General features: G+C 54.6%; 15 protein-coding genes and 4 pseudogenes. 6 read left to right on the top strand and 13 right to left on the bottom strand.

Annotated features, from left to right (window positions below):
- Positions 1-23 precede the first annotated feature (23 nt).
- On the top strand, positions 24-500 hold the full coding sequence (locus AC2FI8_RS23315) for a GNAT family N-acetyltransferase (protein ID WP_496727478.1): 477 nt from the start codon (positions 24-26) through the stop codon (positions 498-500).
- A 146-nt stretch (positions 501-646) separates the two neighbouring features.
- Positions 647-1,179 (top strand): annotated as a pseudogene (locus AC2FI8_RS23320) (IS110 family transposase); the annotation flags it as partial.
- A 494-nt stretch (positions 1,180-1,673) separates the two neighbouring features.
- On the opposite strand, the gene AC2FI8_RS23325 reads toward AC2FI8_RS23320, so the two are convergent.
- Positions 1,674-4,874, bottom strand: a complete 3,201-nt coding sequence (locus tag AC2FI8_RS23325; protein WP_496781116.1) for a DUF8508 domain-containing protein — start codon at positions 4,872-4,874, stop codon at positions 1,674-1,676.
- A 574-nt stretch (positions 4,875-5,448) separates the two neighbouring features.
- Here AC2FI8_RS23325 and AC2FI8_RS23330 point away from each other — a divergent pair.
- A complete protein-coding gene (locus AC2FI8_RS23330) occupies positions 5,449-6,315 on the top strand; it encodes an NAD(P)-dependent oxidoreductase (protein ID WP_496781117.1) in 867 nt (288 codons plus the stop codon).
- 101 nt (positions 6,316-6,416) lie between these two features.
- Entirely contained in the window at positions 6,417-7,088 is a 672-nt protein-coding gene (locus tag AC2FI8_RS23335; RefSeq protein ID WP_496781118.1) for an HAD family hydrolase, read from the top strand.
- A 698-nt stretch (positions 7,089-7,786) separates the two neighbouring features.
- Here the strand turns inward: AC2FI8_RS23335 and AC2FI8_RS23340 are convergent.
- The 10 genes and pseudogenes from AC2FI8_RS23340 to AC2FI8_RS23385 all read right to left on the bottom strand — a co-directional run bounded on the left by AC2FI8_RS23340 (position 7,787) and on the right by AC2FI8_RS23385 (position 17,723).
- Positions 7,787-8,884, bottom strand: a complete 1,098-nt coding sequence (locus tag AC2FI8_RS23340; RefSeq protein WP_496781119.1) for a M56 family metallopeptidase — start codon at positions 8,882-8,884, stop codon at positions 7,787-7,789.
- Positions 8,871-9,266: a BlaI/MecI/CopY family transcriptional regulator gene (locus AC2FI8_RS23345; RefSeq protein WP_170559558.1), complete on the bottom strand. Its 396-nt coding sequence runs from the start codon at positions 9,264-9,266 to the stop codon at positions 8,871-8,873. The genes AC2FI8_RS23340 and AC2FI8_RS23345 overlap by 14 nt, the downstream gene beginning before the upstream one ends.
- A 66-nt stretch (positions 9,267-9,332) precedes the next feature.
- The gene (locus AC2FI8_RS23350; RefSeq protein ID WP_058274638.1) at positions 9,333-9,737 is read right to left on the bottom strand and encodes a DUF2160 domain-containing protein; all 405 of its coding nucleotides are present in this window, start codon (positions 9,735-9,737) and stop codon (positions 9,333-9,335) included.
- A gap of 8 nt (positions 9,738-9,745) precedes the next feature.
- The gene (locus AC2FI8_RS23355) at positions 9,746-10,543 is read right to left on the bottom strand and encodes a carbohydrate ABC transporter permease (protein ID WP_058274621.1); all 798 of its coding nucleotides are present in this window, start codon (positions 10,541-10,543) and stop codon (positions 9,746-9,748) included.
- On the bottom strand, positions 10,540-11,403 hold the full coding sequence (locus AC2FI8_RS23360) for a carbohydrate ABC transporter permease (protein ID WP_058274620.1): 864 nt from the start codon (positions 11,401-11,403) through the stop codon (positions 10,540-10,542). The genes AC2FI8_RS23355 and AC2FI8_RS23360 overlap by 4 nt, the downstream gene beginning before the upstream one ends.
- Positions 11,400-12,476 carry an ABC transporter ATP-binding protein gene (locus AC2FI8_RS23365; protein ID WP_496781120.1) on the bottom strand — a complete coding sequence of 359 codons (1,077 nt, stop codon included), beginning with the start codon at positions 12,474-12,476 and terminating at the stop codon, positions 11,400-11,402. The genes AC2FI8_RS23360 and AC2FI8_RS23365 overlap by 4 nt, the downstream gene beginning before the upstream one ends.
- A 1-nt stretch (position 12,477) precedes the next feature.
- Positions 12,478-13,527: an ABC transporter ATP-binding protein gene (locus AC2FI8_RS23370; protein WP_108859744.1), complete on the bottom strand. Its 1,050-nt coding sequence runs from the start codon at positions 13,525-13,527 to the stop codon at positions 12,478-12,480.
- An 82-nt stretch (positions 13,528-13,609) separates the two neighbouring features.
- On the bottom strand, positions 13,610-15,349 hold the full coding sequence (locus AC2FI8_RS23375; RefSeq protein ID WP_496770639.1) for an ABC transporter substrate-binding protein: 1,740 nt from the start codon (positions 15,347-15,349) through the stop codon (positions 13,610-13,612).
- An 818-nt stretch (positions 15,350-16,167) separates the two neighbouring features.
- Positions 16,168-17,189: pseudogene (locus AC2FI8_RS23380) on the bottom strand (IS110 family RNA-guided transposase).
- Between the two features lie 186 nt (positions 17,190-17,375).
- Positions 17,376-17,723 carry a DUF4143 domain-containing protein gene (locus AC2FI8_RS23385; protein WP_496770641.1) on the bottom strand — a complete coding sequence of 116 codons (348 nt, stop codon included), beginning with the start codon at positions 17,721-17,723 and terminating at the stop codon, positions 17,376-17,378.
- Between the two features lie 63 nt (positions 17,724-17,786).
- On the opposite strand from AC2FI8_RS23385, the pseudogene AC2FI8_RS23390 reads away from it, so the two are divergent.
- A pseudogene (locus tag AC2FI8_RS23390) lies at positions 17,787-17,969 on the top strand (DDE-type integrase/transposase/recombinase); the annotation flags it as partial.
- Positions 17,970-18,280: 311 nt separating this feature from the next.
- Here AC2FI8_RS23390 and AC2FI8_RS23395 read toward each other — a convergent pair.
- Together AC2FI8_RS23395 and AC2FI8_RS23400 are read right to left on the bottom strand one after the other, a co-directional pair.
- Positions 18,281-23,623: an autotransporter domain-containing protein gene (locus AC2FI8_RS23395; RefSeq protein WP_496781121.1), complete on the bottom strand. Its 5,343-nt coding sequence runs from the start codon at positions 23,621-23,623 to the stop codon at positions 18,281-18,283.
- A gap of 426 nt (positions 23,624-24,049) precedes the next feature.
- Positions 24,050-24,943, bottom strand: a complete 894-nt coding sequence (locus tag AC2FI8_RS23400; RefSeq protein WP_496781122.1) for a LysR family transcriptional regulator — start codon at positions 24,941-24,943, stop codon at positions 24,050-24,052.
- 230 nt (positions 24,944-25,173) lie between these two features.
- On the opposite strand from AC2FI8_RS23400, the pseudogene AC2FI8_RS23405 reads away from it, so the two are divergent.
- Positions 25,174-25,275, top strand: a pseudogene (locus AC2FI8_RS23405) (IS6 family transposase); the annotation flags it as partial.
- Between the last annotated feature and the right edge of the window lie 145 nt (positions 25,276-25,420).

A 25,420-nucleotide genomic window follows, 5' to 3' on the forward strand; every position in this document is an offset into this window, starting at 1 on the left:
TACGGCGTGTCGCAAACGAGCACATGACAAAAATCACCTTCACGCGCCTACCCGAGATTGCGGTCGAGGATATTGCGGAGCATATGTCCGATCCAGCTCTGGCTCTGCACATGCCTTTGCTCCAAGGCAACTGGGATGAGCGGCGCACAGCTGACTTCGTGGCAATGAGAGAAGCCAAGTGGGCGCAGGACGGGTTGGGCCATTGGGCAATTCTGGCGGACGGCGCGTATGTGGGATGGGGCGGCTTTAAGCGTGAAGGTCCTGACTGGGACTACGGTCTCGTGCTGAAACCCTCGGCCTTCGGGTTGGGGATGAGGATAACCGCTCAAGCGCTGGAGTTTGCGCACGGCGAAGATCGTATCCCATGCGTGACGCTCCTGCTTCCTCCTAGTCGCACTAAATTGGGGGCATTGAAGCGCATGGGCGCAAGGTTTGAGGGCGAGATGACATACGATGGATCGATGTTCCGAAAGTATCGCCTTGTAACCAGTGCCCCTTGAGCCGGCCCATCGCCGACCTTCGATTTGCAATCAGGTTTCAGCGATCGCAACCCGCATTGCAGATGGGGTGGATGGCCCCCCGCTCCCGGCGTCGCAATGCGCCATAGTTCAGGTGCCATGATCTGCGGTTGAGAGGAGCCACCCCCATGCAGGATATCGCCGCTGGCCTGGATTTGACCAAGAACATCTTTCATGTGCACGGCGTCACGGATGACAGGCAAGATGTGTAACCGGCCTTTACGCTGACCTCAGGTCCTAGTGTTTTTCCAGCTTCTTGCGCCATGTTTGGTCGGAATCGAGGCTTGTTCGTCCAGCCACTACTGGGCGTATCGACTTTCGAAACTAGGTCATACAGTCCGGCTGATGCCGCCGTCGTACGTCAAACCCTATATATATAGCGGGCAAATCCGATGCTGTGGATGCAGAAGCGATCTGCGAGGCGGTGACGCGACCGACCATGCGGTTTGTCGAAATCAAATCCGAAGAGCAACAAACACTTCTATCGTTGCATCAGGCGCGCGGAGTCGCCCGCGCCATCGATTTTGCGAAAGGGATCGTCGAAGGAAGCCATGCCGAACTGCCTGAGTTGGCTCAAGATGTTCTTCGGGTTCTCAGCCGGCAGTTGATCGACCTGCACAATCGTCTTGGCTGGTACGAGATCACGGTGCGCATTCAGGCCAGCGGTCAAAACCGCGTAAACAGGCCGGACACAAGACCGCTTCTGAAAAGACACGCAAAACCACATTCAACCCTTTGCTATGCGGGCGCCATCCACACAAGACATTCGCAGTATGCGGATTTCACCTGCAGCCAAACTGACGCTTCGCGCGTCGTTGCAGCTTAACTCTTTGATGGAATAGACATTCACCAACTAAGGTCCTCGTCGTCGGCGCGGATCGCGGCATTGTACGGCTCTGAACCCCTTTTGGACAATGCCGTGCGAGGCACTAGTGGCTGGCAGCAATAACAAAGTTGCGGATGTATATTTTTCTGGACGTCAGATCAGATCAAACTTGCACGATAGTGATGCAAAGTTCTTTTCGCAGCGCATCAAATTCAATGGCTCAAGCTGGCTAATCCATTCTGTTCGAGGTTTCGAGTGTTCGTGATGCGGTATTATTTGCATGCGGTTTGCCACACGGTAGTACTAGGGTGACCCCGTGTGGCATTGCTTTAGGCAATCAGGTTCTGATCGATCACTTCGAACGCAAATTCGTCGACTGTAAACATGGTGTCATCTAATGCTGACAACTCAACTGCGTCAAAGGTCGTACGCCCCAGCGATCCTGAGAAGTCGCCATCGTCAGCATCCGCCACCATGGTGCCGACAAGAACACCGTCATCGTAGAAGGTAACCTCGACCTCACCGCCGCCGTGACTGTCGCCAAAGCTAAAGATGAACTCCACCGCTTCCAGGTCCGTGTCTTCCAGCGCAATTCTGAGGCTTTCGTCACCGTCAACCGATGCGGCATCGCGGCTAAACAACGAGTCGTCGAATGAGAACACGCCAATCGCCCCATGTTTGATCGCAACCAGCTCGAAATTGGTTGGATCGATCGCATCCACTTTGATACCCACATCCGAAAACGTGAGACTGTTGCGCACCGGGCCAAGCCGGTCGACATCCACAACTTCGCCATCGATGCTTTCAAAGGCCTTGGTTTTGAACCAGCGGCCCGCTTCGAACTCAACGGCCAAACTCTGGGTTTCTGGAATGAACAGGCTTGCCACCATGGGATCGTGATCCGAGGCGCGCCCGCTGGTTGCGGCGAACTCCGAATTGACGTGGACGATGTCAACCTGTGCCCCGGAATGCAGATCCTCGGACACGAGAATATGATCCAACGACTGGCTGTTGCCCTGAAACTCAAAGCTATAGCGTTCGTCTTCCGGGATATCGTTTGTAAGGTTGACGAGGTCGGTATTGGCCTCAAGGTCAGCTACGGGTGAGACAAATTCAAATTCGTTGAAGTCACCCAACACAACTGCATTGGCGCCATCACCCAGTCCGTTGACGAAATCCTGAACAGCCTGGCTCTGGGCCTGGCGCTCATCCAGACTGCCGTTCACATCAACGTCTTCTTGGCGAGCGGCAAAGTCCTGTTCGGTTCCCAAGATAGGCGCAGAACCACCTTTGGATGAAAAGTGATTGTTGACCACCGTGACGGTTTCACCGTTGAAAACAAAATCTGCGACCAATGGCAAACGTGCGCCCTCAAAGGCCTCGCCTTCACCTTGCCCACTGATGGTCTGCACGGATCCTTCCACTAACGAGACACGATCAGGATTGTAGAGAAAGGCGGTGCGGATGTTGCCGCCGGGCTGACCCCCGGATGTTCCGTCCCCGATAAAGGTGTTGTCGATCACCTCATAAGCCGGACCACCCGCCGCCAAGATAGCTGCGGCCAGTTCCGCCAGGGTTTCCGACGCCGAAACGGTTCCGTCATCGTCCGAGCCCGAATTGTCCTGCACCTCTTGCAGACCAATGATGTCCGGGCTGTTGAGGTTATTGGTGATCTGCTCGGCAATGGCGGCAAACCGACCGTCGGCGACATCTTGGTCGCCGTCGCCATCATTGGGGTCGAGGTTAAGAACATTGTATGTCGCAATCGTCAGCTCGTTGCCTGAACTGGCTAGGGTGGTCGTTTCCTGTTCCAACCCTGCTGACTGGATATTTGGTGTAAAATCCTCGGTCGGCAGGATTTCGTAGTTTCCGAAACTATAGCCCACCACACCCGTGACGTCGCCAAGGTGATCGCCGACATTCACCGTGGGAAAGTCGAAATCGAAAATTCCACTGTCTTCGTCGATCTGGATTTTCTCAGGATTGAAGTCGTCTGGTGAGATATTGAGCGTTCCGCGCTCAGAAAGGCCGGTTGCGCCACTACCCTGATCGGCAACCGCAAAGATTTCACCGAACCGGCTGGTTCCGCTGACGGCTTGCAAATCCGTTGCAGTCACGCGCATCCCTTCCAGGCTTTCGAAGAAGTCGATGCCATCCTGGGTTGGATCGAATGAGGCAAACGCATCATCGTCGATGCTTTGGTTGGGCACCGCCCGCTCACCCGGATCATTGCCAATCAGAACCGCTTCGGGCAGCGCATTGCCCGATGACTGCACCTCCAGGTCAAAAACATTGGTCAGTTGGGTGGTCGGCAGGTTGCCACTGCCTGTGCCTCCGGGAAAGAACTCGGCAACGGTTCCGCCCACGGAAATGGCGTCACCCACGGTGACGGTCGGGTTCGATCCAGTGAACACAAAAATCGCATCCGAGGTCGCATCGTTGCCATCGCCATCAGGGTCCTGCAGATAGAACCCGTTGGAATCCACCGCGGTGACGATGCCGCTGGTTGAAACCATGTCGCCCAGAACACTCGACGGTCCGGCGGGCAGGTTCGCGAAGAAATCCGCAACCGTTTGTCCATCTGCAAGAACAAATTCAGACACGTGGCCCGCGCCCTGGATTTCATAGATCGACACGATTTCAATGTCGCTTGCCGAGATGGACACCTCGACAACAGGGGCCAGAATACCGTCGAATGCGGGATCGTCCGAGGTTACCGTGTGCTGAATGTCCACGACCTCGGCCGCTTCGGGCAAATCGTCGTCAACGGCGGTGACGGCGATTTGTTGAGGCTGGTCAAAGTTGGTAGCGTCAAACACCAGTTCAGTTGGCACGACGTCAAGATCAGCCCCTGCGGCTATGGTGATCGTGACCGGCTGTTCGGGCGCGACTGACAACGTGACTTCATATGTATCTGCCATTCCCCCTTCATCGGTCGTCAGGTCCAAATCATTTATGATGACCGATGGCGAGGGCGCGGCATCCGTGACGGTGAACCCCGCAGGTTCAACATCTTCAATCCTGGTATTGCTGGTTTTCCAGTTGGCCGGGTCGTTGATGGCGGCCTGTAATTCGGCCTTTGTACCGGAAAGCGGGCCGCTATAAACACCGTTGTCGGTTTCGGTGAGGGCAATTGCGCTGGTGCCGACGGTCAACCCCGAGGGCAGTGCAGACGTATTCGACGATGTTGCGTCAGGCTCATATCCGTCCCCATTGAAATGAACCGATGCGACAAAACTGGGCGTGTCGTCGTCACCCTGATACGCGTGGATCTGATCACCGCTGGCCGAAAAGTTCGGCCCGGTAAATGCGGGGTTGATCACCGTACCCGCAGCAATGTTTGCGGGTGCCGTCCAGACGAATATACCCTCACTGCTGCGGAAACCGCCGGCTGCGAACCAACCGTTATCAGTGAACTTGATCTCGGTTCCTGCCTCGATGTCGGTCAAAGCAACAAATGTGAACTCGTCGGGATTGTCGGAATTGAACCCGGTAAACGCAATGTCACCCGCAGCCAGTGTAGTAACCATGTGAGCCTCGCTTTTTTGATCTGGTGAAAAAACAGCGGGTCGGGATCCGACTCGCCTCAGCACAACTCACGGTAGCTCAACCTGGAGATGTTAGTTACATGCCTGTTCGTAGCCGGCCTAATACGGCGGAGCTTTGCCGTCTGAAATCACGGCAAGGTATTTCGATCTGTGTTCTGCAGTCCAACGCTCTACGATCCGAGCCCAGGGTCTCCGTATTTTCTTGGGATGTCGGCCGGTACCGTCATGTGATTTTTTCGACGTAACTGGCGGGAAACCTTCGCTACCGACGAAATTTTAGTCTGGATGTGACGGCAGAAGGATGGACCAAGCCCTCGTGTAACTGACTTGTTCGAACTGTTGCGCACGGCCCGAACCGGATGAGGTGGATGGCTCCTTTCCTAGCAGTCGATGACAACTGCACTTTGGCACATTCGATGCCGGTGGAGCAGGAGCCACCCACCTCATCCGTTTTGAGCTCAAAGCGGAATATTAGATTCCCCGGCTCTCCCCTGTCATCCGTGATATCGTTTACAGGCTTGCGGTTGGTAAGCGGGGCACAATGGGGGAATTGGGGATGACGAGCGACATTACGGTTGTTGGACTGGGCGCAATGGGAACTGCTCTGGCAACCGCGCTCTTGGACTCCGGGCGTAACGTTACCGTCTGGAACCGCACGCAGGACAAAATGACCTCCTTGGTGGATCGGGGTGCGCGGGTGGCTGATGATTTGGATGAGGCCATTTCGGCAAGCCCCAGGACATTGATCTGCCTTCTCAACTACTCAACCACAAACGCTCTTTTTGATACTCCTCCAGTCTCAAAGGCGGCCGCCGGTAGAAACATTATTCAGCTTGGCACTTCGTCGCCGCAAGAATCAGAGGACAGTAGAAAGCAATTTAACAATTGGGGCGCAGGTTACCTTGACGGCACGATAATGTGTTGGCCAGGCGATATCGGAACGTCAACCGGCCGGATAGCGGTCGCCGGAGACGAAATCGCATTTTCAGATAGCAAGGCAAACCTGGACGTACTCGCCGGCGATTTACGCTACTTGGGTTCCAACGTCCGCTCGGCAGCGACATTGGAGCTTGCGTTTCTTTCGCGACTCCTTGGAATAATTTTTGGGAGTATTCATGGATCGCTCGTCTGCGAAGCAGAGGGATTGCCTGTGTCTGAGTTCACGTCCATCCTTCCCGCAGGTGACAGGGCTATCCCACTTACCGAAGCAATCCATGCAGGTTCCTTCGACGAGATTTCTGGCGGCGGCGCATCAGTTGATGTGGCAGGAGAGGCGGTCACCGGTTTGTACAATCACGCTGTTTCTATGGGTATCAACACTGAACTACCAACTGTAATGCGCAATTGGGTCAAACGTGCGCAGGACGCTGGCTTTGGAAAACAGGAAACTGCAGCAATCATCAAAGCGCTTCGAAAAAATTGAGGCGCCAATTGTCCGCTGCGTCCTGCTTTGCGGCCTTTCCAATTCGCCAGAAAACGTTCATTCAAGCTACGCACACTCAAACCTCAGCACGGCCACCCCTTATGCCTCTTCCCACTCCCCATGCCGTCGTATTCGATATGGATGGCCTGTTGCTCGACACCGAGCGTGTATACTTCGAGGGCTTCCGTACAACGCTTGACGCTCTCGGATTGCCGCGTGAAGACGACCTGTTCCGTCGGCTAGTCGGCACAAACCGTGCGCTGGGACGCCGACTTTTAACCGAAGGGCTAGCTGGGCGTGTCACGCTGGAAGAATTTGATGCCGTCTGGGACGCCGAAATCGCGCAACGGCTGGCGGATTGCATCCCTGTCAAACCGGGTGCGCGCGCGATGGCAGAACACCTACGCGAGCGGGATATACCTTACATCATCGCCACCAGCACCCAGACAGAAAAGGCGCATCTGCATCTCGAGCGAGCGGGTCTCAGCGCGCTTTTTCGCGACGTAGTAGGCGGCGATCAGGTCGCTGCCAGCAAGCCTGCGCCAGATATCTACCTACATGCCACAGCACGCCTGGGTCAGGATCCGTCAAACTGCGTTGCGTTCGAGGATTCGCCCAACGGCGTCCGCGCGGCCCACGCGGCAGGCCTCATTACGGTGCAAGTCCCCGATATCGTCGCCCCCGACGCCGAACTACGTGCACTCGGGCATCACATCGCCAGCAACATCATCGCCGGGGCCCACGCGGTTGGTCTGATGGCAGTTCCGGAATAGAAAGCTGACCATCGCGCAAATGCAGCGAAAGCGCAGATTGTCCCGCCTACCTGTGAATTTGAGTCGTCTTGATCGCTGCGCTGAGCACGATTGACCGTTCTTCTCGCTGAGTAGCGGCAAGCTGACCAATGCTTGCGCAGCAGTTTTTTTGCTATGTGCTCACGCAGCACAAAACTGCGATGACCGGGTTTGGTTCGCACTGACACCTTCGCCGCGATCTGCACCAAAGCTCCTGTAACACCGGGCCACGTTTTGCCTGCGCGTGAGCTATTGGGTGATTTGTTGATGGCAACCGGTGACGCGGACCGAGCAGCGGAGGCGTATCAGTCCGTTCTAACATCTTCTCCCAATCGTAAACGAAGTATTCTTGGGATGGATAAGGCGACAGAACAGTCAGTTAAAGCGGGGGTTTAATCCGCAAACAAGTAACGCGTTGACCCGCCCCTTGGAACTGCCACTAGATCAAACGGGGTGTTTGAGTCAGTGCGGCAAAACTGTGTATTGTCCTCTCACACACTATCTTTACCTGGCACCGAGCGTCCCCGAAGTCCGGCGGGTTATAGATCGCACTTATGCGAAACTGACAGAAGCTTGAAAAAACGGCTGAACGGAAGCGTTACAAAACGCCAGAATCCAATATTCTCGTATGTCGTTCTGACGCCGTCGAACTGGTTCAAACCGGAACTTTACAGCAGCGGTCAATTTCCTTGATTTCTAGCTTCCAGACGCTCCAGATTTACAACTGTGGAAAGCATTAACCGATCATGGCTCCAATCCTGAGTTTGACGGATTGATGCAGAACCAATGGCAAGGACTGTAGCCAAGGTTAATGTCATCCCGAGGAACGCTGCTGGTAAGTGTGTCGTCGTGATTGGCGCCTCAGTCAGCGCTACTACGCGTTGCCGCAATACATGTTTTGCCTTGGTGCCGTTCACCAAAGCCACGTGAAGAACGCGTGGGTTACTCAATGCGACAGACCGCGCACAATAGTCCAACAGGCAAGCGGTATAGTCTTTTGCGTTGATCCCTTTGCGCGACACAACAGATTGATCACAGGCCAGTTCCCGAAGTCGGTCAAACTGATGCTTCAATACAAGAAAAGCCGGGTTCCAGAACAATACTGGTCGCAGGAGTTCGAAGCCCAATTCCCACTCCACATCCCTAGCACGGATATGCTGGAACTCATGAGCCAGCGCGAACCGGAGTTCGGCTGGCGCGTTCAACAGATGGCTGGGCAAAACGACATGCCGGCGACGCAAGCCCCGCACGGCAAAGGGCACGGTTACACGGTCGGACAGGCGAATATCTACATTCGATGAGCGGCGCCAAAGGAAGCTGGATTTTACAGCCTTACGAATAGCCCAAGCATCGCGCATTACCCTGATCGCCAACATTGCCGAAATCAGCGCCAGCGCGATCGAAGCGTAGGTTACAAAGGCATTGTTGCCGGACAATACGTGATCAATCCATCGCTCGCGGCTATTCAGCAGCGCTTCGAATTGCGCTGCTGGCATAGCGATGTCGCCGCGCAAGTAGGCGGCAACAGCAATGTCACCCAATGCCACTGCACGTCCCGGCCAAACCAGACCGGCAATTGTCGAAACACCCAGTGCCAAAAACGGGCTCAGTACAACACAAATGCATAGCGTCTTGAGGGAACGGAGTTGCGCAACAAAGCCATATCGCATCGATGTACGACCCAACGCCGCGCGGGCAGCCAGCCAAATTAACGCTGACAATCCAAGCACAATATTGAACTCGAGAAACGCGTCGAGAACCGGTTTAACCGCCGTCATTTTGCAGTCTCCTCTCTACCAGTGCTCGAATTTCCTCCAGATCATCTTCTGTCAGTCCCGCATCGTCGACCAGCCTTGCAACCAACGTTGCAGGGGTGTCGTCGAACAACGTCCGGGAAAGATTTTGCAGCGAACGCGACTGATACCTGTCTTTTTCCAGAAGTGGCCGATACGTCAGCGACTTGCCGTTTTTCTCACTTTCTACAAATCCCTTTTCATCGAGGATGCGCAAAATTGTTGCGCCAGATGTGTAGGCCAGATTTCGATCCGGCGGCAAACGATCAAGAACGTCACGGACCGAGCCCTGACCCAGCGCCCAGAGCTCGTTCATGAACTCCAGCTCTACTTCGGTCAGTAAGTTTGTTGTTTTTTTCTTTCGCATCAGTCTCGGTGTCGCCATTTTTTAGTATGCCTGACAGACAAGCATCCTTTCGCAGTTTCGCAAAGCTTAAACTTTCCAGAAGACGAAGATGCCCCAACCGATGGACAAAAACAGCGGCGTCCAAACCGGTTGCCCAACCAATCCGAGCCAGGCCAGAAAGATGTAGGCAGCCCCGAGAAGCGTGATGAAGAGACGATCGCCGAGCGTGGTGGTCAGACCCAATACGCCGCGCCGCTCAATCCCGTCGCGATATTTGAAGCCTTCTAGAACGCCAATCAGCGCGATGGCTGAGAATATCCCAACGAAAACTGCAAGTGTCGCAGGCGTCCAGGCCATCCAGAAATCGGGCCACAAAGGGTCGGTCCAGGAAAATCCCTTTTCCTCTTGCTGGCCAACGTTGCCCCATCCGGTCTGAGCCTGAGCCAAGGCCGTCGTGGGTAGGAAGGGGAGGATGAGAAGAAGTTTACGCATATTGAACCTCACACACGACCCATCGCGAAACCGCGCGCGATGTAGTTGCGGACAAACCAAATGACGATGGCTCCGGGGATGATGGTCAGGGTTCCGGCAGCGGCCAGCAGGCCCAGCTCGTACCCGGCGCTGGAGGCAGTACGCGTCATGACGGCCGCGATGGGTTTAGCCTCCACCGCAGTCAGGGTCTTAGCCAACAGCATCTCGACCCACGAAAACATGAAACAGAAGAAGGCCGCGACACCGACACCCGCTTTGATGTTCGGCAGGAAAATCGTCACGAAGAAACGTGGGAACGAATAGCCATCCACATATGCGGTCTCATCCAGTTCTTTGGGAATGCCGCGCATGAAACCTTCCAGGATCCAAACAGCCAACGGCACGTTGAACAGTGTATGGGCAAGTGCCACGGCCAGATATGTGTCGAACAATCCGATAGACGAGTACAGCTGAAAGAAAGGCAGCGCAAACACCGCAGCCGGAGCCATACGGTTGGTCAGCAGCCAAAAGAACAGCTGCTTGTCACCAAGGAACCGATAGCGCGAGAACGCATAAGCGGCGGGCAAGGCCACACAAACGGAAAGCACCGTGTTGATTGTCACGTAGGCAATCGAATTTATGTAGCCCCAATACCACGTCGGATCTGTGAAGATGGTGATGTAATTCTCCAGCGTGAAGGTCTGCGGGAACAGGGAAAAGCCCGACAGAATCTCGTTCGTGGTCTTGAAGGACATCGCCACCAGCCAATAGATCGGCAGCATCAGAAACGCGATATAGAGGATTGGGATAAGGGACCGCTTCTTCATTGCGCGTCATCCTTTGTCATCAGAGTGTAGAAGACCCAAGACACCAGCAGCGTGATGGCGAAGTAGATCAGGCTCATCGCGGCTGCAGGACCAAGGTCGAACTGTCCCAGAGCGATCTTCACAAGGTCGATCGACAGCAAGGTGGTTGAATTGCCGGGGCCGCCGCCGGTCAGAACGAAGGGCTCGGTATAGATGTTGAAACTGTCCATGAACCGCAGCAGTACTGCGATGGTCAGGACTGTTTTCATCTTGGGCAGCTGAATATAGCGGAACACCGACCACGGGCTGGCGCCGTCAATCTTGGCGGCCTGATAATAGGCGTCCGGGATCGACACGAGGCCAGCATAGCAGAGTAGTACGACCAATGAAGTCCAGTGCCAGACATCCATGATGACGACCGTGATCCACGCCGACAGCGGCTGCTGCGTCATGTCATAGTTGATGCCCAAAACGTCATTTAGGAAATAGCCCAGCAAGCCGATCTTGGGCAGAGTAAAGATATTCCACATCGACCCGACTACATTCCATGGGATCAGCATCGGCAGAGCCATGAGAACCAGACAAACAGGAACCCAGAACCCTTTGCGCGGCATCGACAGGGCTACGATGATGCCCAAGGGCACCTCAATCAGCAGGATCAGGAAAGTGAACAGGAACTGCCGTCCAAGCGCAGCCTGAAACCGATCAGAGCGCAGGATCTGTTCGAACCAGCCCAGTCCCTCCCAGAAAAACTGGTTGTTGCCGAAGGTCTCCTGCACTGAGTAGTTGACCACCGTCATCATCGGCACCAGCGCGTTGAACGCGACGAGTGCCAGCACCGGCAAGACAAAGAACCATGCCTTTTGGTTTTCCGTTCTCATTGTGCCCGCTCCTCGCTTGCGATCCAGCCGTCGCGGTAGACGCGCGATTGTTCAGGTTTGAATTGCAGGAAGATTTGTGATCCCGGTTCCGGGACACTGTGTTCAGTTACTGCTTTCAGCGCTGTGTTACCGACCATGGCGCTGACCACGTAGTGACGGCCAATATCCGAGACCTTGGTTACATGTGCAGGGATACCTGTGTCACCGAACCCCACATATTCGGGGCGGATGCCCAGATCGGTGCGACCGCCATCACCATGGGTCGGACCTTCCAGCATCACTTCGTGGCCTTCGAAAACGGCGCGGTCGTCCCTGGCTTCACAGGGCAGAACGTTCATGCCGGGAGAGCCGATGAAGTGACCAACAAACGTGTGCTGAGGACGTTCGAACAGCTCGACAGGCGTGCCGATCTGAACCACTTCACCGTCTTGCATCACGACCACTTCGTCCGCGAAGGTCAGCGCCTCAGTCTGGTCGTGGGTCACGTAAATCATCGTGGCTTTGACGCGCTGATGCAGTTCCTTCAGTTTCGACCGCAGTTTCCATTTCAGGTGTGGGTCGATCACAGTCAGCGGTTCGTCGAACATCACCGCATTCACGTCATCACGCACTAAACCGCGCCCCATCGAGATCTTCTGTTTGTTGTCGGGGCTAAGGCCCGACGCGCGGGTTCTCAGTAACTCGGTGACGTCCAGCATCTCGGCTATCTCATCAACGCGGCGTTTGATTGTCGCGGCGTCGACACCTCGATTTTTCAGCGGAAAAGCCAGGTTTTCACCCACGGTCATCGTGTCGTAGATCACCGGAAACTGGAACACCTGCGCGATATTGCGTTGATCTGGCGGCAAGGCCGTCACGTCGCGGTCATTGAACAGGATCTGCCCTTCAGACGGTGTCAGAAGGCCGGAAATGATGTTTAGCAACGTGGACTTCCCGCAACCTGATGGCCCCAACAGGGCATACGCCCCGCCATCGCGCCAGGTCACGTCAATTTCCTTCAGCGCGTAGTCATCCGGGCCTTTTGGCGTCGGCATATAGCTGTGTTTAAGGTTTGAAAGCTTGATCTGTGCCATGTCAGGCTACCCTTTTGCCGTCTTGGCCGAAATACCGGCAATGGGCCGGGTTCATGAAAAAACGATGGTCTTCGCCCACCTGATAGGGATGTACACCAGCTGCCAAAGAGACCCACGCATCGTCCCCATGCTGGAAATGAGCGCTGGAATCCGACCCTGACAATTCGGTTACAATCACCCGACCGGTCAGTTCCACATCCGCATCCGAGGTGCGGATTGGTGTCACTCGGTGCGGCCGCACTGCGACCATGTACTCGCCATCGGTCATATCTGCGACCTGCCAGCCGCCTCCACCCGCCAATCGCGCTTGTGCACCGGACACGGTGACGCGGGCCACATTGATCGGCGGGTCTGAAAACACGCGCGCAGCGGCAATATTCTCAGGGTTGCGATAGATATCAGCAGTCGGGCCGAATTGAGTAACGCGACCGTCTTCCATAAGGGCGGTATATCCACCCAAAAGCAGCGCCTCTTCGGGTTCCGAGGTGGCGTAAACCACCACCGCCCCACGACCGGCAAACAGGTCGGGTAGCTGCTCGCGCAGTTCTTCGCGCAGCTTGTAATCCAGGTTGGCCAACGGTTCATCGAGGAACACGGCTCGGCTTTCTTTTGCGATGGCACGGGCCAACGCGGTACGTTGTTGTTGGCCGCCTGACAACTCATGCGGTCGGCGATGCAACATCGGGCGCAGCTGCAGCAAGTCGGCGGCCTCTTCCACGCGTCCTTCAATCTCGGATTTCGCCATCCCTGCCACACGCAAAGGTGAGGCGATGTTGTCAAAAACAGTCATATGCGGATAGTTCACGAAGAACTGGTGCACGAGGCTGATCTGCCGCTTTTGCGTGTTCAGCCTTGTGACGTCCTGCCCGTCCATCAGCACCTTGCCTGAGGCGACCGGGTCCAGCCCGGCCATCATCTTGATCAGAGAAGTTTTGCCCGATCCCGTCGCGCCCAGCAGTACATTGAAATGGCCGGTTTGCAGCGTCAGGGTCGTGGGCTTGATATGGATAACGTTGCCAACGCGTTTGGTGGCATCTTGTAGTTCGATCATGTCCGTGGGTTCCGGTTCTTCAGTGCGTCGCACTGGCCTTGAGGTGGGGATGCCTAAAGCGGCATCCCCGGGTTTCAATGGCTTATTGAGACTGCCAGCGCTGAACCAGTTCGTCATAGTTGACGGTTTGACCCTGCGGCTTTTCGTTCTCGAGCTTGGCTTTGGGCGAGCCTGCTTTTTCCAACCAGAACGACGCATCCTGCGGCTCGTTCAAGCGGGGACCACAGCCACCGTAGACACCGGCGCTTTCATCCGCGGCCTGCATGCGGGCCATGGTGATGTCCATCTCTTCAGCCAGACGGTCCATCGCCTCTTGCGGGGTGAATGCGCCCGAGTTCACGTCACCGATCTGCTGCCACCAGATCTGGGCCAGCTTCGGATAGTCCGGCACGTTGATGCCGGTCGGCGACCATGCCACACGATCAGGCGAGCGGTAGAACTCGACCAGACCACCCAGCTTGGGTGCGCGTTCGGTGAACGACTCGTGGTTGACCGAGCTGTCGCGAATGAAGGTCAGACCCACATGGGACTTCTTCACATCGACAGTTTTGGACGTCACGAACTGGGCATAGAGCCAAGCCGCCTGAGCACGATCCGCAGGGGTCGACTTCAGGAAGGTCCAGGAACCCACGTCCTGATACCCAACCTTCTGGCCGTCTTCCCAGTAGGGGCCGTGCGGGCTGGGCGCCATCCGCCACAGTGGCGTACCTTCGTCATCCACGGTGTTGTTGCCTTCGGATTTCGGCTTCACCATGTCGGCGGTAAAGGCGGTGTACCAGAAGATCTGCTGGGCTACGTTGCCCTGGCTCAGCGCAGGCAGAGACTGGTAAAAGTCATAAGACGCCGCACCCGGAGGAGCGTAGTTCCGCAGCCATTCGTCCCACTTACGGATCGCATAGACCGCAGCCGGGCCGTTAGCAGCACCGCCGCGCGATACCGAAGCACCGACCGGGTTACAGGTGCCAGCTTCCATACGGATGCCCCATTCGTCGACCGGGATACCATTGGGTTCGCCCACATCGCCAGCACCAGCCATCGACAGCCAGGCGTCGGTCATACGCCAGCCCAGGTCAGGCGCGCGCTTGCCGTAATCCATGTGGCCATAGATCGTGGTGCCGTCGACTTCTTTCACGTCGTTGGTGAAGAAATCGGCGATGTCTTCGTAAGCAGACCAGTTGACTGGAACACCCAGATCATAGCCGTACTTTTCCTTGAAGGCGGCTTTGTTGGCCTCATCATCGAACCAGTCCTTGCGGAACCAGTAGAGGTTGGCGAACTGCTGGTCGGGCAGCTGATACAGCTTGCCGTCCGGACCGGTGGTGAACTGAATGCCCATGAAGTCATCCAGATCCAGCGTCGGCGAAGTCGACGCCGCCCAATCACCGCCCATCATGTCGGTCAGCGGATAGGCCAGTTGAAGACGCGAGTGCGTGCCGATCAGGTCGCTGTCATTGACATAGCCATCATACAGGTTCCGACCTGTCTGAAGCTGAGTCTGAACAGCCTGAACCACTTCGCCCTCACCGAGGATCTGGTGATTGACCTTGATACCGGTGATTTCCTCGAACGCCTTGGTCAGAACCTCGGATTCGTAGGAATGTGTCGGGATGCCTTCGGACAGGACGTTGATTTCCATGCCAGCATAAGGCTGTGCAGCTTCAATGAACCACTGCATTTCCGACATCTGTTCGTCTTTCGACAAGGTCGATGGCTGGAATTCGTCGTCGATCCAACGTTGTGCTGCGGCTTCGTCGGCCCAAACGGGACCGTGCCCCGCAATGACGGCAGCAGCCGCCACTGCGGAAAGTAGATGTCTCCGCATCTCTTTCCTCCCAAAAAATTATGGTTTTCCGGCGCAAACCGGATAGCAGACAGCATCAGCGATTTTTTGCGCACCTGTCAAACTAAATTTTTAGTAATTAAATGAGGCCCCTGGAAACAATTGAATTTTTTAACTTTTTTGCAATTCATGAACTACAAGTGGACGGTATTTCATCTTAGGCCTGAGGATGCGTGCAGGACACTCGTATTGCTAGTGTTCATGCGCGTCAGAGCCTGATTCCTTCCTGTGACGCTGACAGCCGCTTCTAATTTAGAAGACTTGTTGAGTCCCGGTGGAACAAATCACCAGATGTTCTAACAACCTACCTACCACATCGGTCTTTTCGCGTTGTCATATATTACGGCCGACAATTGGAGGCTAAATCAATATAGTTTTGGTTTTGTTACACCCATCCTTGAAATTCTAGATGAAAGTCAACTTCGTTTCTTACAGCGTTTACCATTACTTTGGGTCAAAACTCGGATCAGGAGGTACGCTGTGACAAACTTATTGGTCGCATCGAATGTCGGCTTTCACATGACACACATATGAAACAAGAGAGCGAAGCGAATATCTTGTGTGGATGGCTCCTGCATAGCAAGTCCTTTTTGATCTGATTTGTGCATTTGTCAGAAGCAGTCATGTGTCCTGCCTGTTTGCGCGGTTTTGACCGCTAGCCCTGATGGGTTCCGCAAACCAAGTTCCTATCAGCTTTACGGACTATTATGCTCGCGCCATTCGGCGGAGTTTCTTGGCTTTGGCGGCAGACTTATGCACCATCATCTCGCGGGTCTTGCTAACTCGATGTTCCTTTCGTCTCAGGCTACAGCGCGTGGGCTGTAAAGTTCGTTGCGGGTGAGCACTGCCCGGACGATCCGGGCAGTCTTATTAGCCATTGCGACAGTTGCGACCAGCGCAGGTATGCGTTCGAGTTGTGATGTCAGCCACTTGCTGGCGCGTTCAGGGTGTGACCGTGTCTGTCGGACTAATGATGTCATGCCGACGACAAGCAAAGATCGCAGATACTGATCGCCCACCTTGGTGATCCGCCCCAGCTTCTCCTTGCCGCCGCTGGATTTGTTTGCGGGGGTCAAACCCAACCAGGCAGCAAATTCCCTGCCGTTTCGGAACTGATGCCCATCGCCGATGCTGGCGATAATCGCAGAGGCCGTTACCGCACCGATGCCCGGGATTGTGCGCAACAAGCGCACCCGTTCATCTTCTTTGGCCACTTGCTTCAGGCGTCCTTCGTACCAGCGGACCCTTTTATGCAAAGCCATGAGTTGTTCGCACAGATTGTGGATCACTTCGTTGGCGATGTCGGGCAAATCGAGAACCTCACCAAGTGTGATATCCTCAGCAAAGCCAATCACCCGGGCGAGACCTCTTGGAATGAAGATGCCAAACTCAGCAACCAAGCCACGCAGATTGTTGATGAGTTGCGTTCTCTGGCGCACCAGAAGATCGCGGGCACGATGGAGTGACAGCAGAGATTGTTGTTCGACCGTTTTGGTGGCCACAAAGCGCATGGTCGGTCGGGTCACAGCCTCGCAGATGGCCTCGGCATCGATGGCATCCGACTTTCCACGTTTGACGTATGGCTTTACATACATCGGCGGGATCAGTCGAACCTCGTAACCCATTGCAGTAAGTTCGCGGGCCCAATGATGAGCACTACTGCACGACTCCATGCCGATTAAGCAGGGGCCCAGTTTTGCAAAGAACGACAGAAATTGCGCTCGTCGCAATGGCTTGGTGAACACGACTTCTGCGGTAGCGGTGATCCCGTGGACTTGGAAACGTTCTTGGCCAGATCAACGCCAATTGTGGCGACTTGCATGGGGTGGCTCCTCTCATAAGCAGATTTTGAAACCCGCATTATGGCGCATTGCGACGCCGGTTGGAGCAGAAGCCATCCACCCCATCAGATTTGGGCCGCTCGTGGCAGTATTTTCAATTGCAACAAGGTTCGGCCAGAGGTGGGCTACAACGTTCAATTCCGAACCCGCTACTTCCGGCCCGGTCGCTATTTAGCCTTTGCGGACGCCAGCCGTTCCATAGCACTTTTGAGGGGCATTGCCCGTACTCCCTCCTGCCCCGGCACCTCCTTCCCGTCCGCATAGACAAGTATGCGTTCTGAGACGTCCAAATCTTCTGTCGCGATGTGAAACCCGCGCGTCACCTTGGCAGATGTCGTCCGCTTGATCTCTATGGCCCAGAGGGCGCCTCGGGGAAGCTCCAACATCAAATCAACCTCAGCGCCAGCGGAAGAGCGATAGAAGCTTGCTTCAGTTCCGCGTGCCGCAGCGGCGATTAGGCTCTCGATACAGAAGCCTTCCCAACTGCCTCTGACAACCGGATCCCGGTAGATCAACTCTAACCCAAATCGAGGCCTTCAAAACCTCCGATTGAAGCGTCGCGATCATTCATGCCGGATAACAACCTGATCGAGCAGGATCACAGGTTCATCAAGCGTCGCATATGCCACATGTGCGGGTTCAAGTCGTTCGCTTCAGCGGCCGCAACGCTCGACGGAATCGAAGTGTCGCACATGATCCGAAAGGGCCAACTTACGCCCGAACTTTGTCCATTTCAGCAGTTCGCTGAGCTCGCCACCTGACTCACAAGCGATTGCTCAAACAACTCAACGGGCTCAAACCTTGGCGACAAAACCGATCGATGTCACTGTGCCCTTAATTACTGGACGCAGAAACATTGCCGGACATTTGGTCCGATTTTGTGCCTTTAATTCTCGTATATCCACAGGATAGCGGCGATTTTTTGCAACGGTGCGATCCGCACATCCGAGCAATTCCGCACTGTCCACAACACTTTCTAATCGGGCGCCAAATTTGGCGATACGTCCCGTTGCGACAAGGAGAAGGCTTCTTCCCCTTGTCGCGGTTGGTTCAGATCAACCATCTCATTCGATTAAAATTTGATGCTGCCCTTGATAAAGGCGCTGTTGATGCGTGTATTGTCCGAGAACCGGCCCCGATATCCAAGCTGAATGGATTTTTCGCCTTGGGTAAAGAACGTCACCCCCGCTTCGACATCGGCAAACAGGTTGTCGGCATCTGTCGAGTTGGTGAAATCAGGTCCATCGCCAAGACGTGCCGTTACGGTTGTATCCGTATTGTTGAAATACGTCGCCCCGATTTTCCCGTATGCACGCAGCGCCAGATTTTCGCGGATCTGCAGGTCCTGACCGAACTCCAGTGACGGGCTGACCGAGAAATAGGTCTCGCTGTTGGCGTCAACGGACAGGCCCGTTGCTGACGTCCCGGATTCCGTGAATCCGTCACGCTTAACGCGCGTCAGGTTCAAATCCAGCATAGGCTTGAGATAACCCGAGCTGCGTTCAATCAGATATGCCGCTCGTACCTGTGCCGACAGATAATCGACGTCGTAGTTCGATGTGTTCGATGCGAAGAGGCCGCCGAACGTGACGGAACGCGTCGTGTCGAAATCGCCCACACCGCCAGCGATTGCCCCGGACAAGGCAAACCGCCCGAACGTGCGCTTCAGGCTCAGGCCGACCGAATACGAGTCAAAATCACTTTCGACGCCGGACGTTGAGGAGATATCGCCAGATTCGTACGCCAGTGCAAACCCGGCAAACCAATCGGGCCGGAACTCAAGCTGACCACCGACGCTGATCCCGTAGGACCGGCTGTCGTAACCGACAGAATCCGACGTTCCATCCTGATCGAAATGCCGGGTCTGAGGCCGTGCCCAGAAACAGCTGCCTTCCGAGATGGCGGCGTATTCTACGCCGGTCACTTGGCACGAAAACAGCTGATTGGTGAAGTTCTGAGCGTTGACCAATGCCGCGCTTTCACTGCTGAGAAGTCCCGCCGCGCCAAGTTGGTCATACGCTTCTTTCAATTCATCGGCGTTAGACACTTCGTTAAGCAGGGCGTTGGTTACCGGGGCAATGTTCTCATCCCCGTCTTCAAAGGCCGCATCAATTGCATTGGCGGTGTTGCGCTGATTGGCGTTCAGCCCAGCGCCAGGAGCGGCGAAGATTACGTTGGTCGCCAGGACCACGTCATTTGCATTGGGAAACCGCAGTTCAGCCTGCAGGATTGGGCTGATGGAGAAACCATTCAGAGTCACACCTTCGTTCGCCGTGCCACCTTCCGCAGTCAAAATTGTGAATTGCTGGGACCGGGCCGACCCGTTCAATACGTTGACGTCCACGGTACCGTTCAAGGCTGCGGTTTCTGAAACGTTCAAGCGGTCCGCCGCGCCGCTATCCAAGTCGAGATCGACGGCGAAGCGGCCACTTTCCCCCTGCACCAGTCTGCCTGTCACACTCGTGGTTGCGATCGTTCCCCGCCCACCCGGAGATAGCACCCCGTCATTGGTCAAAGTGTTTCCTGCACCCAGATTGACAACGCCACCAGTGTTGAAAGTACTGCCAGCCTGGTTGTTGAAAGCATTTGTGCCTTCGCCCAGCATAATAGCACCGTTGGCTGTTGCGGTCAGTGTTCCGAAATTGTTGATCGTAGTGTTACCAGCGCCTCCGATCACAGCAGATCCACCCAGCGACGACAGGACAACCTCACCCGCCGTATTTAAAACATTCGTTGCACCCGCGGCCGAGTCAAAACGTATGGCCGAACCATCACCTGAGCCACCTTGGACAGTTGCACCATTGATGGAGACAGTGGACGTATTCATAGCTGAGCCTGTGACACGGATACCGCTGGCGCGTGCGCCCTCTGCCGAAATGTTGTCGCCGACTCGGATCGCAGTGTTGCCCCGGCCAGGGTTTTGAACTTCAATCCCGTTTGATTGGTCGCCGCGGGTCAAGATTTCGCCGGCGGACTCGATTTCAACTGTTACGGCGGTGTCACTTTCAATTTCGATGCCACGGATTTCCGCAACAATCCCGTTGGCGTCGACCCCAGCGGTTTCAATCCTGCCCGTATTGTTAACAGTAACATTCCCGACACCAGCTTCCTTGCCCGCTCCGATCCCATTCGCAGACCTTCCTGCAGTAGTGATCGCACCATTGGACTGGATTTTCACTTCCCCATCGCCGTTCAAACTAAACCCGACAATGCCATTGGATGCCTCTGCCTGTGTGGCGATAACGCTGTCCGAAGTTATGACCGTATCGCCCCCCTCAACGTTCAAAACCGTGACGCCGGAAGAAGATTCACCTCTTGTTGTGATATTCCCGCTGGTATTGATCTCGACGTTCCCAGTGCCCGATTTACGGACGAGAATTCCTGACGCGTTGGAACCGGCCGTCGTGATGTTTCCGGTTGCAATGACTCCGACATTATTGTCGGCATCGGGGCTAAACGAATTGATGTCGATTCCGCTCGCCGCATCACCCTGCGTTTCGATATTTGCAGCCACATCGACAGAAATGTCCCCGACACCTTGCGTGCGCTCGGCCATGATCCCGTCGCCATTGTTGCCTGAAGTACTGATTTCACCCAACGCGCGGATCGCAATGTCGCCCGAGCCTCCCTGCCGTTGGGCACGGATTCCGTTCGCGTCTGCCCCTGATGTCGAAATGGTTCCGGTCGAGGTAATTTCGATTTCTCCGTTTCCGGAGCGGGTCGCAAGAATACCAACACCGGAGTTATTCCGGGTTGTGATGTTTCCTTGTGACGTGACCAAAATGTTACCATCAACGTTCCGCAACATTTGGGCCTCTATGCCTTGGTTCGCAGCCACGATGTTGCCGGTTTGAGTAATGTTGATGTCGCCGTTGCCATCGTAGCGAGTAACAGAAATGCCGCTGTTTGACTCCGATGTAACATCGCCATTGGATTCGATGGTGACATTGTCACCGTCGGTCAAAACAGAAATTGCTTCCTGACGGGAAGTCAGGTCGCCAGTACTGACAAACTCAATGTCTCCCGTTGAATACAAGTCGACGAACACGGCATTACTTCTTGCGGAGATATCACCGGTGTTTGTTATCGTGACGTTGCCGTCGCCCTCGCCTTCGTCGGGAACGAGCGCACTGATTCCGTCCCCTTCGGCAGTGATATTGCCGTTCGATGAGATTGTAATATCACCGGTTGTTTCAGCGTCGATTCCGTTATCTCCGGCGGTGACGTTTCCGGTCGATGTGATTGTGATATTGTCAGTTGCGGCAGCTTCAATTCCTCCACCGCTTGCGCGTATCTGTCCGGTTGAAGTGATGGAGATGCTGCCGTCTTCGGTGGTGCCATCCAATCCGTCATTTCTGTTGGTCGTAACATTGCCCGTTGATTCAATCGTGATGTCTCCTGCACCATCGATGTCCACCTCAATCCCATCCTGATTTGAAGTGATATTGCCGGTGGATCTTACTGTGATATCGCCATCCCCATCGACGTCAATTCCGATGGCTTCTTCACCCGCGCCGGTCTGGGTTGAGAGATTCCCGACCGAGGCGACCGTTACATTCCCGTCCTCAACATCAATTTCAATCGCGTGGCCGTTCTGGGACGCAATATCGCCCTGTGATGTTACAGACACATCGCTGGCGTCGGCGCCAATGAGAACGCCATTCGCGTACGCATCGATATTCCCTTCCGAGGCGATCGTTACGTTGCCTTCACCGTTGGCTCTGATTTCGATCGCATCTGCGCCTTCGCTGCGGGTGGTGATATCCCCGGTCGAAGTTACGGCAACAGTGCCGCTTCCGTCTTCGTTAACGAGGATCCCGTCGGAGTCCGTGCCCTGTGTGGTAATGTTCCCTGCAGATGTGATCTGCACATTGTTGCGCGACGTGGCGGTCTCAGAATTCGCGAAAATACCAGCGGAGGCGTCGCCAGTCGTGTTGATATTGCCGGTCGAGGAGATGCCGATATCTCCGTCGGCATCTCCGAAATTCTCTGCACGGATCGCATGTGCCTCTGAGCCGGCCGTCGACAGGTTTCCGGTTGAGTTTATTTCGATTGCCCCGAGTTCACTTTGGACAGCACGAATGCCGCTCGCAAGGTCTTGCTGGGTTGTGATATTCCCTTGCGAAGTGATCAAGATATTGCCAACGGCACCCGGATTGGTCTGGGCATCGATGCCTGTTCCTGCAGCCGCGATGTTGCCGGTTTGGGTGATGTCAATGTTGCCGTCACCATCAGAGCGAAACACGACAATACCCCTGGCGCGTTCTGACGTAACATCACCTGTGGATTGAAGGGTGACATTGTCACCGTTGGACAGAACAAAAATTGTCTCGGCGCGCGAACTCAGGTTGCCATTGTTTGCAATCTCAACATCGCCCGTGCCATTCAGATTGACGTTCAAAGCATGATTGATTGCATCAATGTCGCCATTGGTATTTATCCTCACATTGCCATCAACGTCGCTGTCGCCAGAAACATTGGTTTCAATTCCGCTTCCTCTTGCGCTGATGTCTCCGGTCGATGAGATCGAAATATTGCCGGCCGCGTCAGCTTCGATTCCGTTATCATTCGCACGTATTGTCCCAGTCGAAGTGATGGAGATGCTGCCGTCTTCGGTGGTGGCATCCAATCCGTCATTTGTATTGGTCGTAACATCGCCTGTTGATTCAATGACGATGTCTCCCGTTCCATCGACGTCCACCTCAATACCATCCTGATTTGAAGCGATATTGCCTGTGGACCTGACGGTGATATCGCCGTCCCCGTCTACGTCAATCCTGATGGCCTCTTCACCCGCACCAGTCTGGGTTGACAGATTCCCGACCGAGTCGACCGTTACATTCCCATCCTCAACGTCAATGTCGATCGCTTCGTCTCGCACGGATGCAACATCACCCCGAGAGGTTAGTGTTACGTTGCCTGCATCCGTACTAAGTCTGATACTGTCCCCGGTTGCATTGACGTCGCCGGTTGAGGAAACGCTAATATTGCCGTTGGGACCTTGGTGTTCCACGATAATCCCGGGGGTGTTAAGACCAGATGTAATGATCCCGCGCGACCCGGTCGTTTCCGCGTTCAATGTAAGATCCCCGGCTTCGGAAACGAAAGAAATTCCGACAACTCCGGTCGCCGGAGTTATTCCCTCTGGGTCAACATTATTCACATTCAACGTTTCAACCGGTTCTGCGACCGAGATTCCTGCCTCTAGGTCTCCGCTACAATTTACGGTTGATCCGCTGGTCGTACATTGAGGGTCGCCGGGAACAACCTGGGCCTGAACGTCAGCAGGCATTGCCAGCGATGCAACACCAGCGGCTGAACCGATCAGCGCCGATTTGATGATTTTTCTGTCTATTTTGACAATTTTGCGGCGAAGTGCGATTGCACGGCGACGAGCCTTACGGTTACCGACCATTATTTCTCTACTTTTTTGCTGTTGGTCAGCCTTTTCAGGACCTGACCGGATCGATGACAATTGAAGCCAACCTTTGATTGGGTCGGTTTTGGCGTCATCTACTTTGATGTGTTTGAAAGACCATCTATTGCAGATACCAGCTCACCCTCAGCGCCCAAGAAATTGGTGCTGCTTGAACTGTTCGTGCGCTGCACGGAGCCTTCAATACCGTGATAACTTTAAAAGTTACCCAACCATTTACATACTCATCCCAGTTTCCTTGCCTAACCAGGTCGACATAAGGCCCCACTTATGCCGCCCCAAAACCATTCTCAATCAACACCCAGATTCTCTTTCTTTCGAAGAGCGACTATCGGACCCTTAAACTTTTGGTCAATAAATCAACATGTATGGTTTCGATACACATAGCCTATCGCCAATGGCAATCTATAGCGAAGCCGGTGACTGACATGACCCGTTTTCCCTGAGAACTTTTACAAAAGCCGCCCCTGCCGGAGAGTGCCGCCGACCAGACACGGCAAGCACGGATGTAAGGCAAGTGACGTCCAGATCCGCCACGGGCATAGAGCAAACCTCAGGTGGACAAGGTGCGCCTTCGGGTAAGAAAGCCACGCCAAGGTTTGCACTGAGAAAGCTCATGGTATCGCATCTCGAAGTCATGGTGTGGACCTTTCCCGGCGAAACACCAGCCTCATGGAACCGCGTCAGCAGCTTTTTGTCGTAGTCGCTGAAAGGTTCCAGCAAAAGAGCTTCGTTCCCCAACATGTTGAGAGAAAACCTGTTCAAATCAGAAAACCGACTCTTAACAGACATAAACGCGAAAATTCGTTCCTCAACCCGGCTGAGTGTTTCGAAACGCTCCCAATGCCCGTCACGACCTGTCGCAACAGCAAAATCTAGGTCGCCATACTCAAGCGCACTAAACACAGCGTCGCGACTGTCACGCACGATAGTCAGCTCTGCTGCCGCAATATCTGACACTAGGGTTTGAATAGCTCCGACGATCCTATCCGCTTCGACGGCGCGCGTCATACCAATGCGAATTGATGCCCGATCTCCCTGAGAAAAATCTTCCGCCAATCGCATTGCCTGCAATGCGCCCTCATAGCATTTTTGGAGCACTGGATACATCATCTGACCCAGTTCGGTCAGATGTGTCCGTGCGCGCTCTCTCCGAAACAGATCACCACCAAGCTGTTCCTCAAGGCGCTTTATTCCACGGGTTAGCGAGGGTTGCGAAACATCGCATTTTTTTGCTGCCTTTGTGAAATTGAAGGTTTCACAAACCGCAAGATAGTATTTGACCTGATTCAGTTCCATTTTCCCTTAAAGTTGATTCAAACCTGCTGGTTAATAAGTCCTAGGCGACGCCAAAATATGCCTCAAGCCCAGGACATCCGAACTTACATTAACGTGATGAAACCGTGAGCAACGCAGCACTCGAGCCGTTCAAATCCGGGCCCTCCGGAACGGATCTATTGCGAACTTTTTACTGTTTGCGCTCCTAAGTGCCTCGAGTGAATGGCTATCAAAATTTTGATGTCGAATGACTGTTCAGGGTCTCTTTCAAAGGCGCACAGTATCCGAAGGATGTGATCCTCTTCGCCGTCTTCCTACATGCCCGTTACTGTATGTCATTTCTCGATTTGGAAGGGTTCTGTCGCAAGTTCCTTAAGCACTCTGTTTGAATTGAAACTTTTGTGATTCCGGGGATCTGAGTTTCAACTTGGGAGTGCAGAATAGATGGTTTCATTCAAAGGTGTGCACTTCCCAAGGACGTAATCTTGCATGCGGTCT

The organism is Ruegeria sp. CDSB029, from assembly GCF_059611125.1.

Coding starts and splice junctions, on each gene's coding strand:
- AC2FI8_RS23315 (WP_496727478.1), top strand. CDS start 24: ATGACAAAAATCACCTTCACGCGCCTACCCGAGATTGCGGTCGAGGAT.
- AC2FI8_RS23395 (WP_496781121.1), bottom strand. CDS start 23,623: ATGGTCGGTAACCGTAAGGCTCGTCGCCGTGCAATCGCACTTCGCCGC.
- AC2FI8_RS23335 (WP_496781118.1), top strand. CDS start 6,417: ATGCCTCTTCCCACTCCCCATGCCGTCGTATTCGATATGGATGGCCTG.
- AC2FI8_RS23375 (WP_496770639.1), bottom strand. CDS start 15,349: ATGCGGAGACATCTACTTTCCGCAGTGGCGGCTGCTGCCGTCATTGCG.
- AC2FI8_RS23360 (WP_058274620.1), bottom strand. CDS start 11,403: ATGAGAACGGAAAACCAAAAGGCATGGTTCTTTGTCTTGCCGGTGCTG.
- AC2FI8_RS23340 (WP_496781119.1), bottom strand. CDS start 8,884: ATGACGGCGGTTAAACCGGTTCTCGACGCGTTTCTCGAGTTCAATATT.
- AC2FI8_RS23365 (WP_496781120.1), bottom strand. CDS start 12,476: ATGGCACAGATCAAGCTTTCAAACCTTAAACACAGCTATATGCCGACG.
- AC2FI8_RS23325 (WP_496781116.1), bottom strand. CDS start 4,874: ATGGTTACTACACTGGCTGCGGGTGACATTGCGTTTACCGGGTTCAAT.
- AC2FI8_RS23370 (WP_108859744.1), bottom strand. CDS start 13,527: ATGATCGAACTACAAGATGCCACCAAACGCGTTGGCAACGTTATCCAT.
- AC2FI8_RS23350 (WP_058274638.1), bottom strand. CDS start 9,737: ATGCGTAAACTTCTTCTCATCCTCCCCTTCCTACCCACGACGGCCTTG.
- AC2FI8_RS23345 (WP_170559558.1), bottom strand. CDS start 9,266: ATGCGAAAGAAAAAAACAACAAACTTACTGACCGAAGTAGAGCTGGAG.
- AC2FI8_RS23400 (WP_496781122.1), bottom strand. CDS start 24,943: ATGGAACTGAATCAGGTCAAATACTATCTTGCGGTTTGTGAAACCTTC.
- AC2FI8_RS23330 (WP_496781117.1), top strand. CDS start 5,449: ATGACGAGCGACATTACGGTTGTTGGACTGGGCGCAATGGGAACTGCT.
- AC2FI8_RS23355 (WP_058274621.1), bottom strand. CDS start 10,543: ATGAAGAAGCGGTCCCTTATCCCAATCCTCTATATCGCGTTTCTGATG.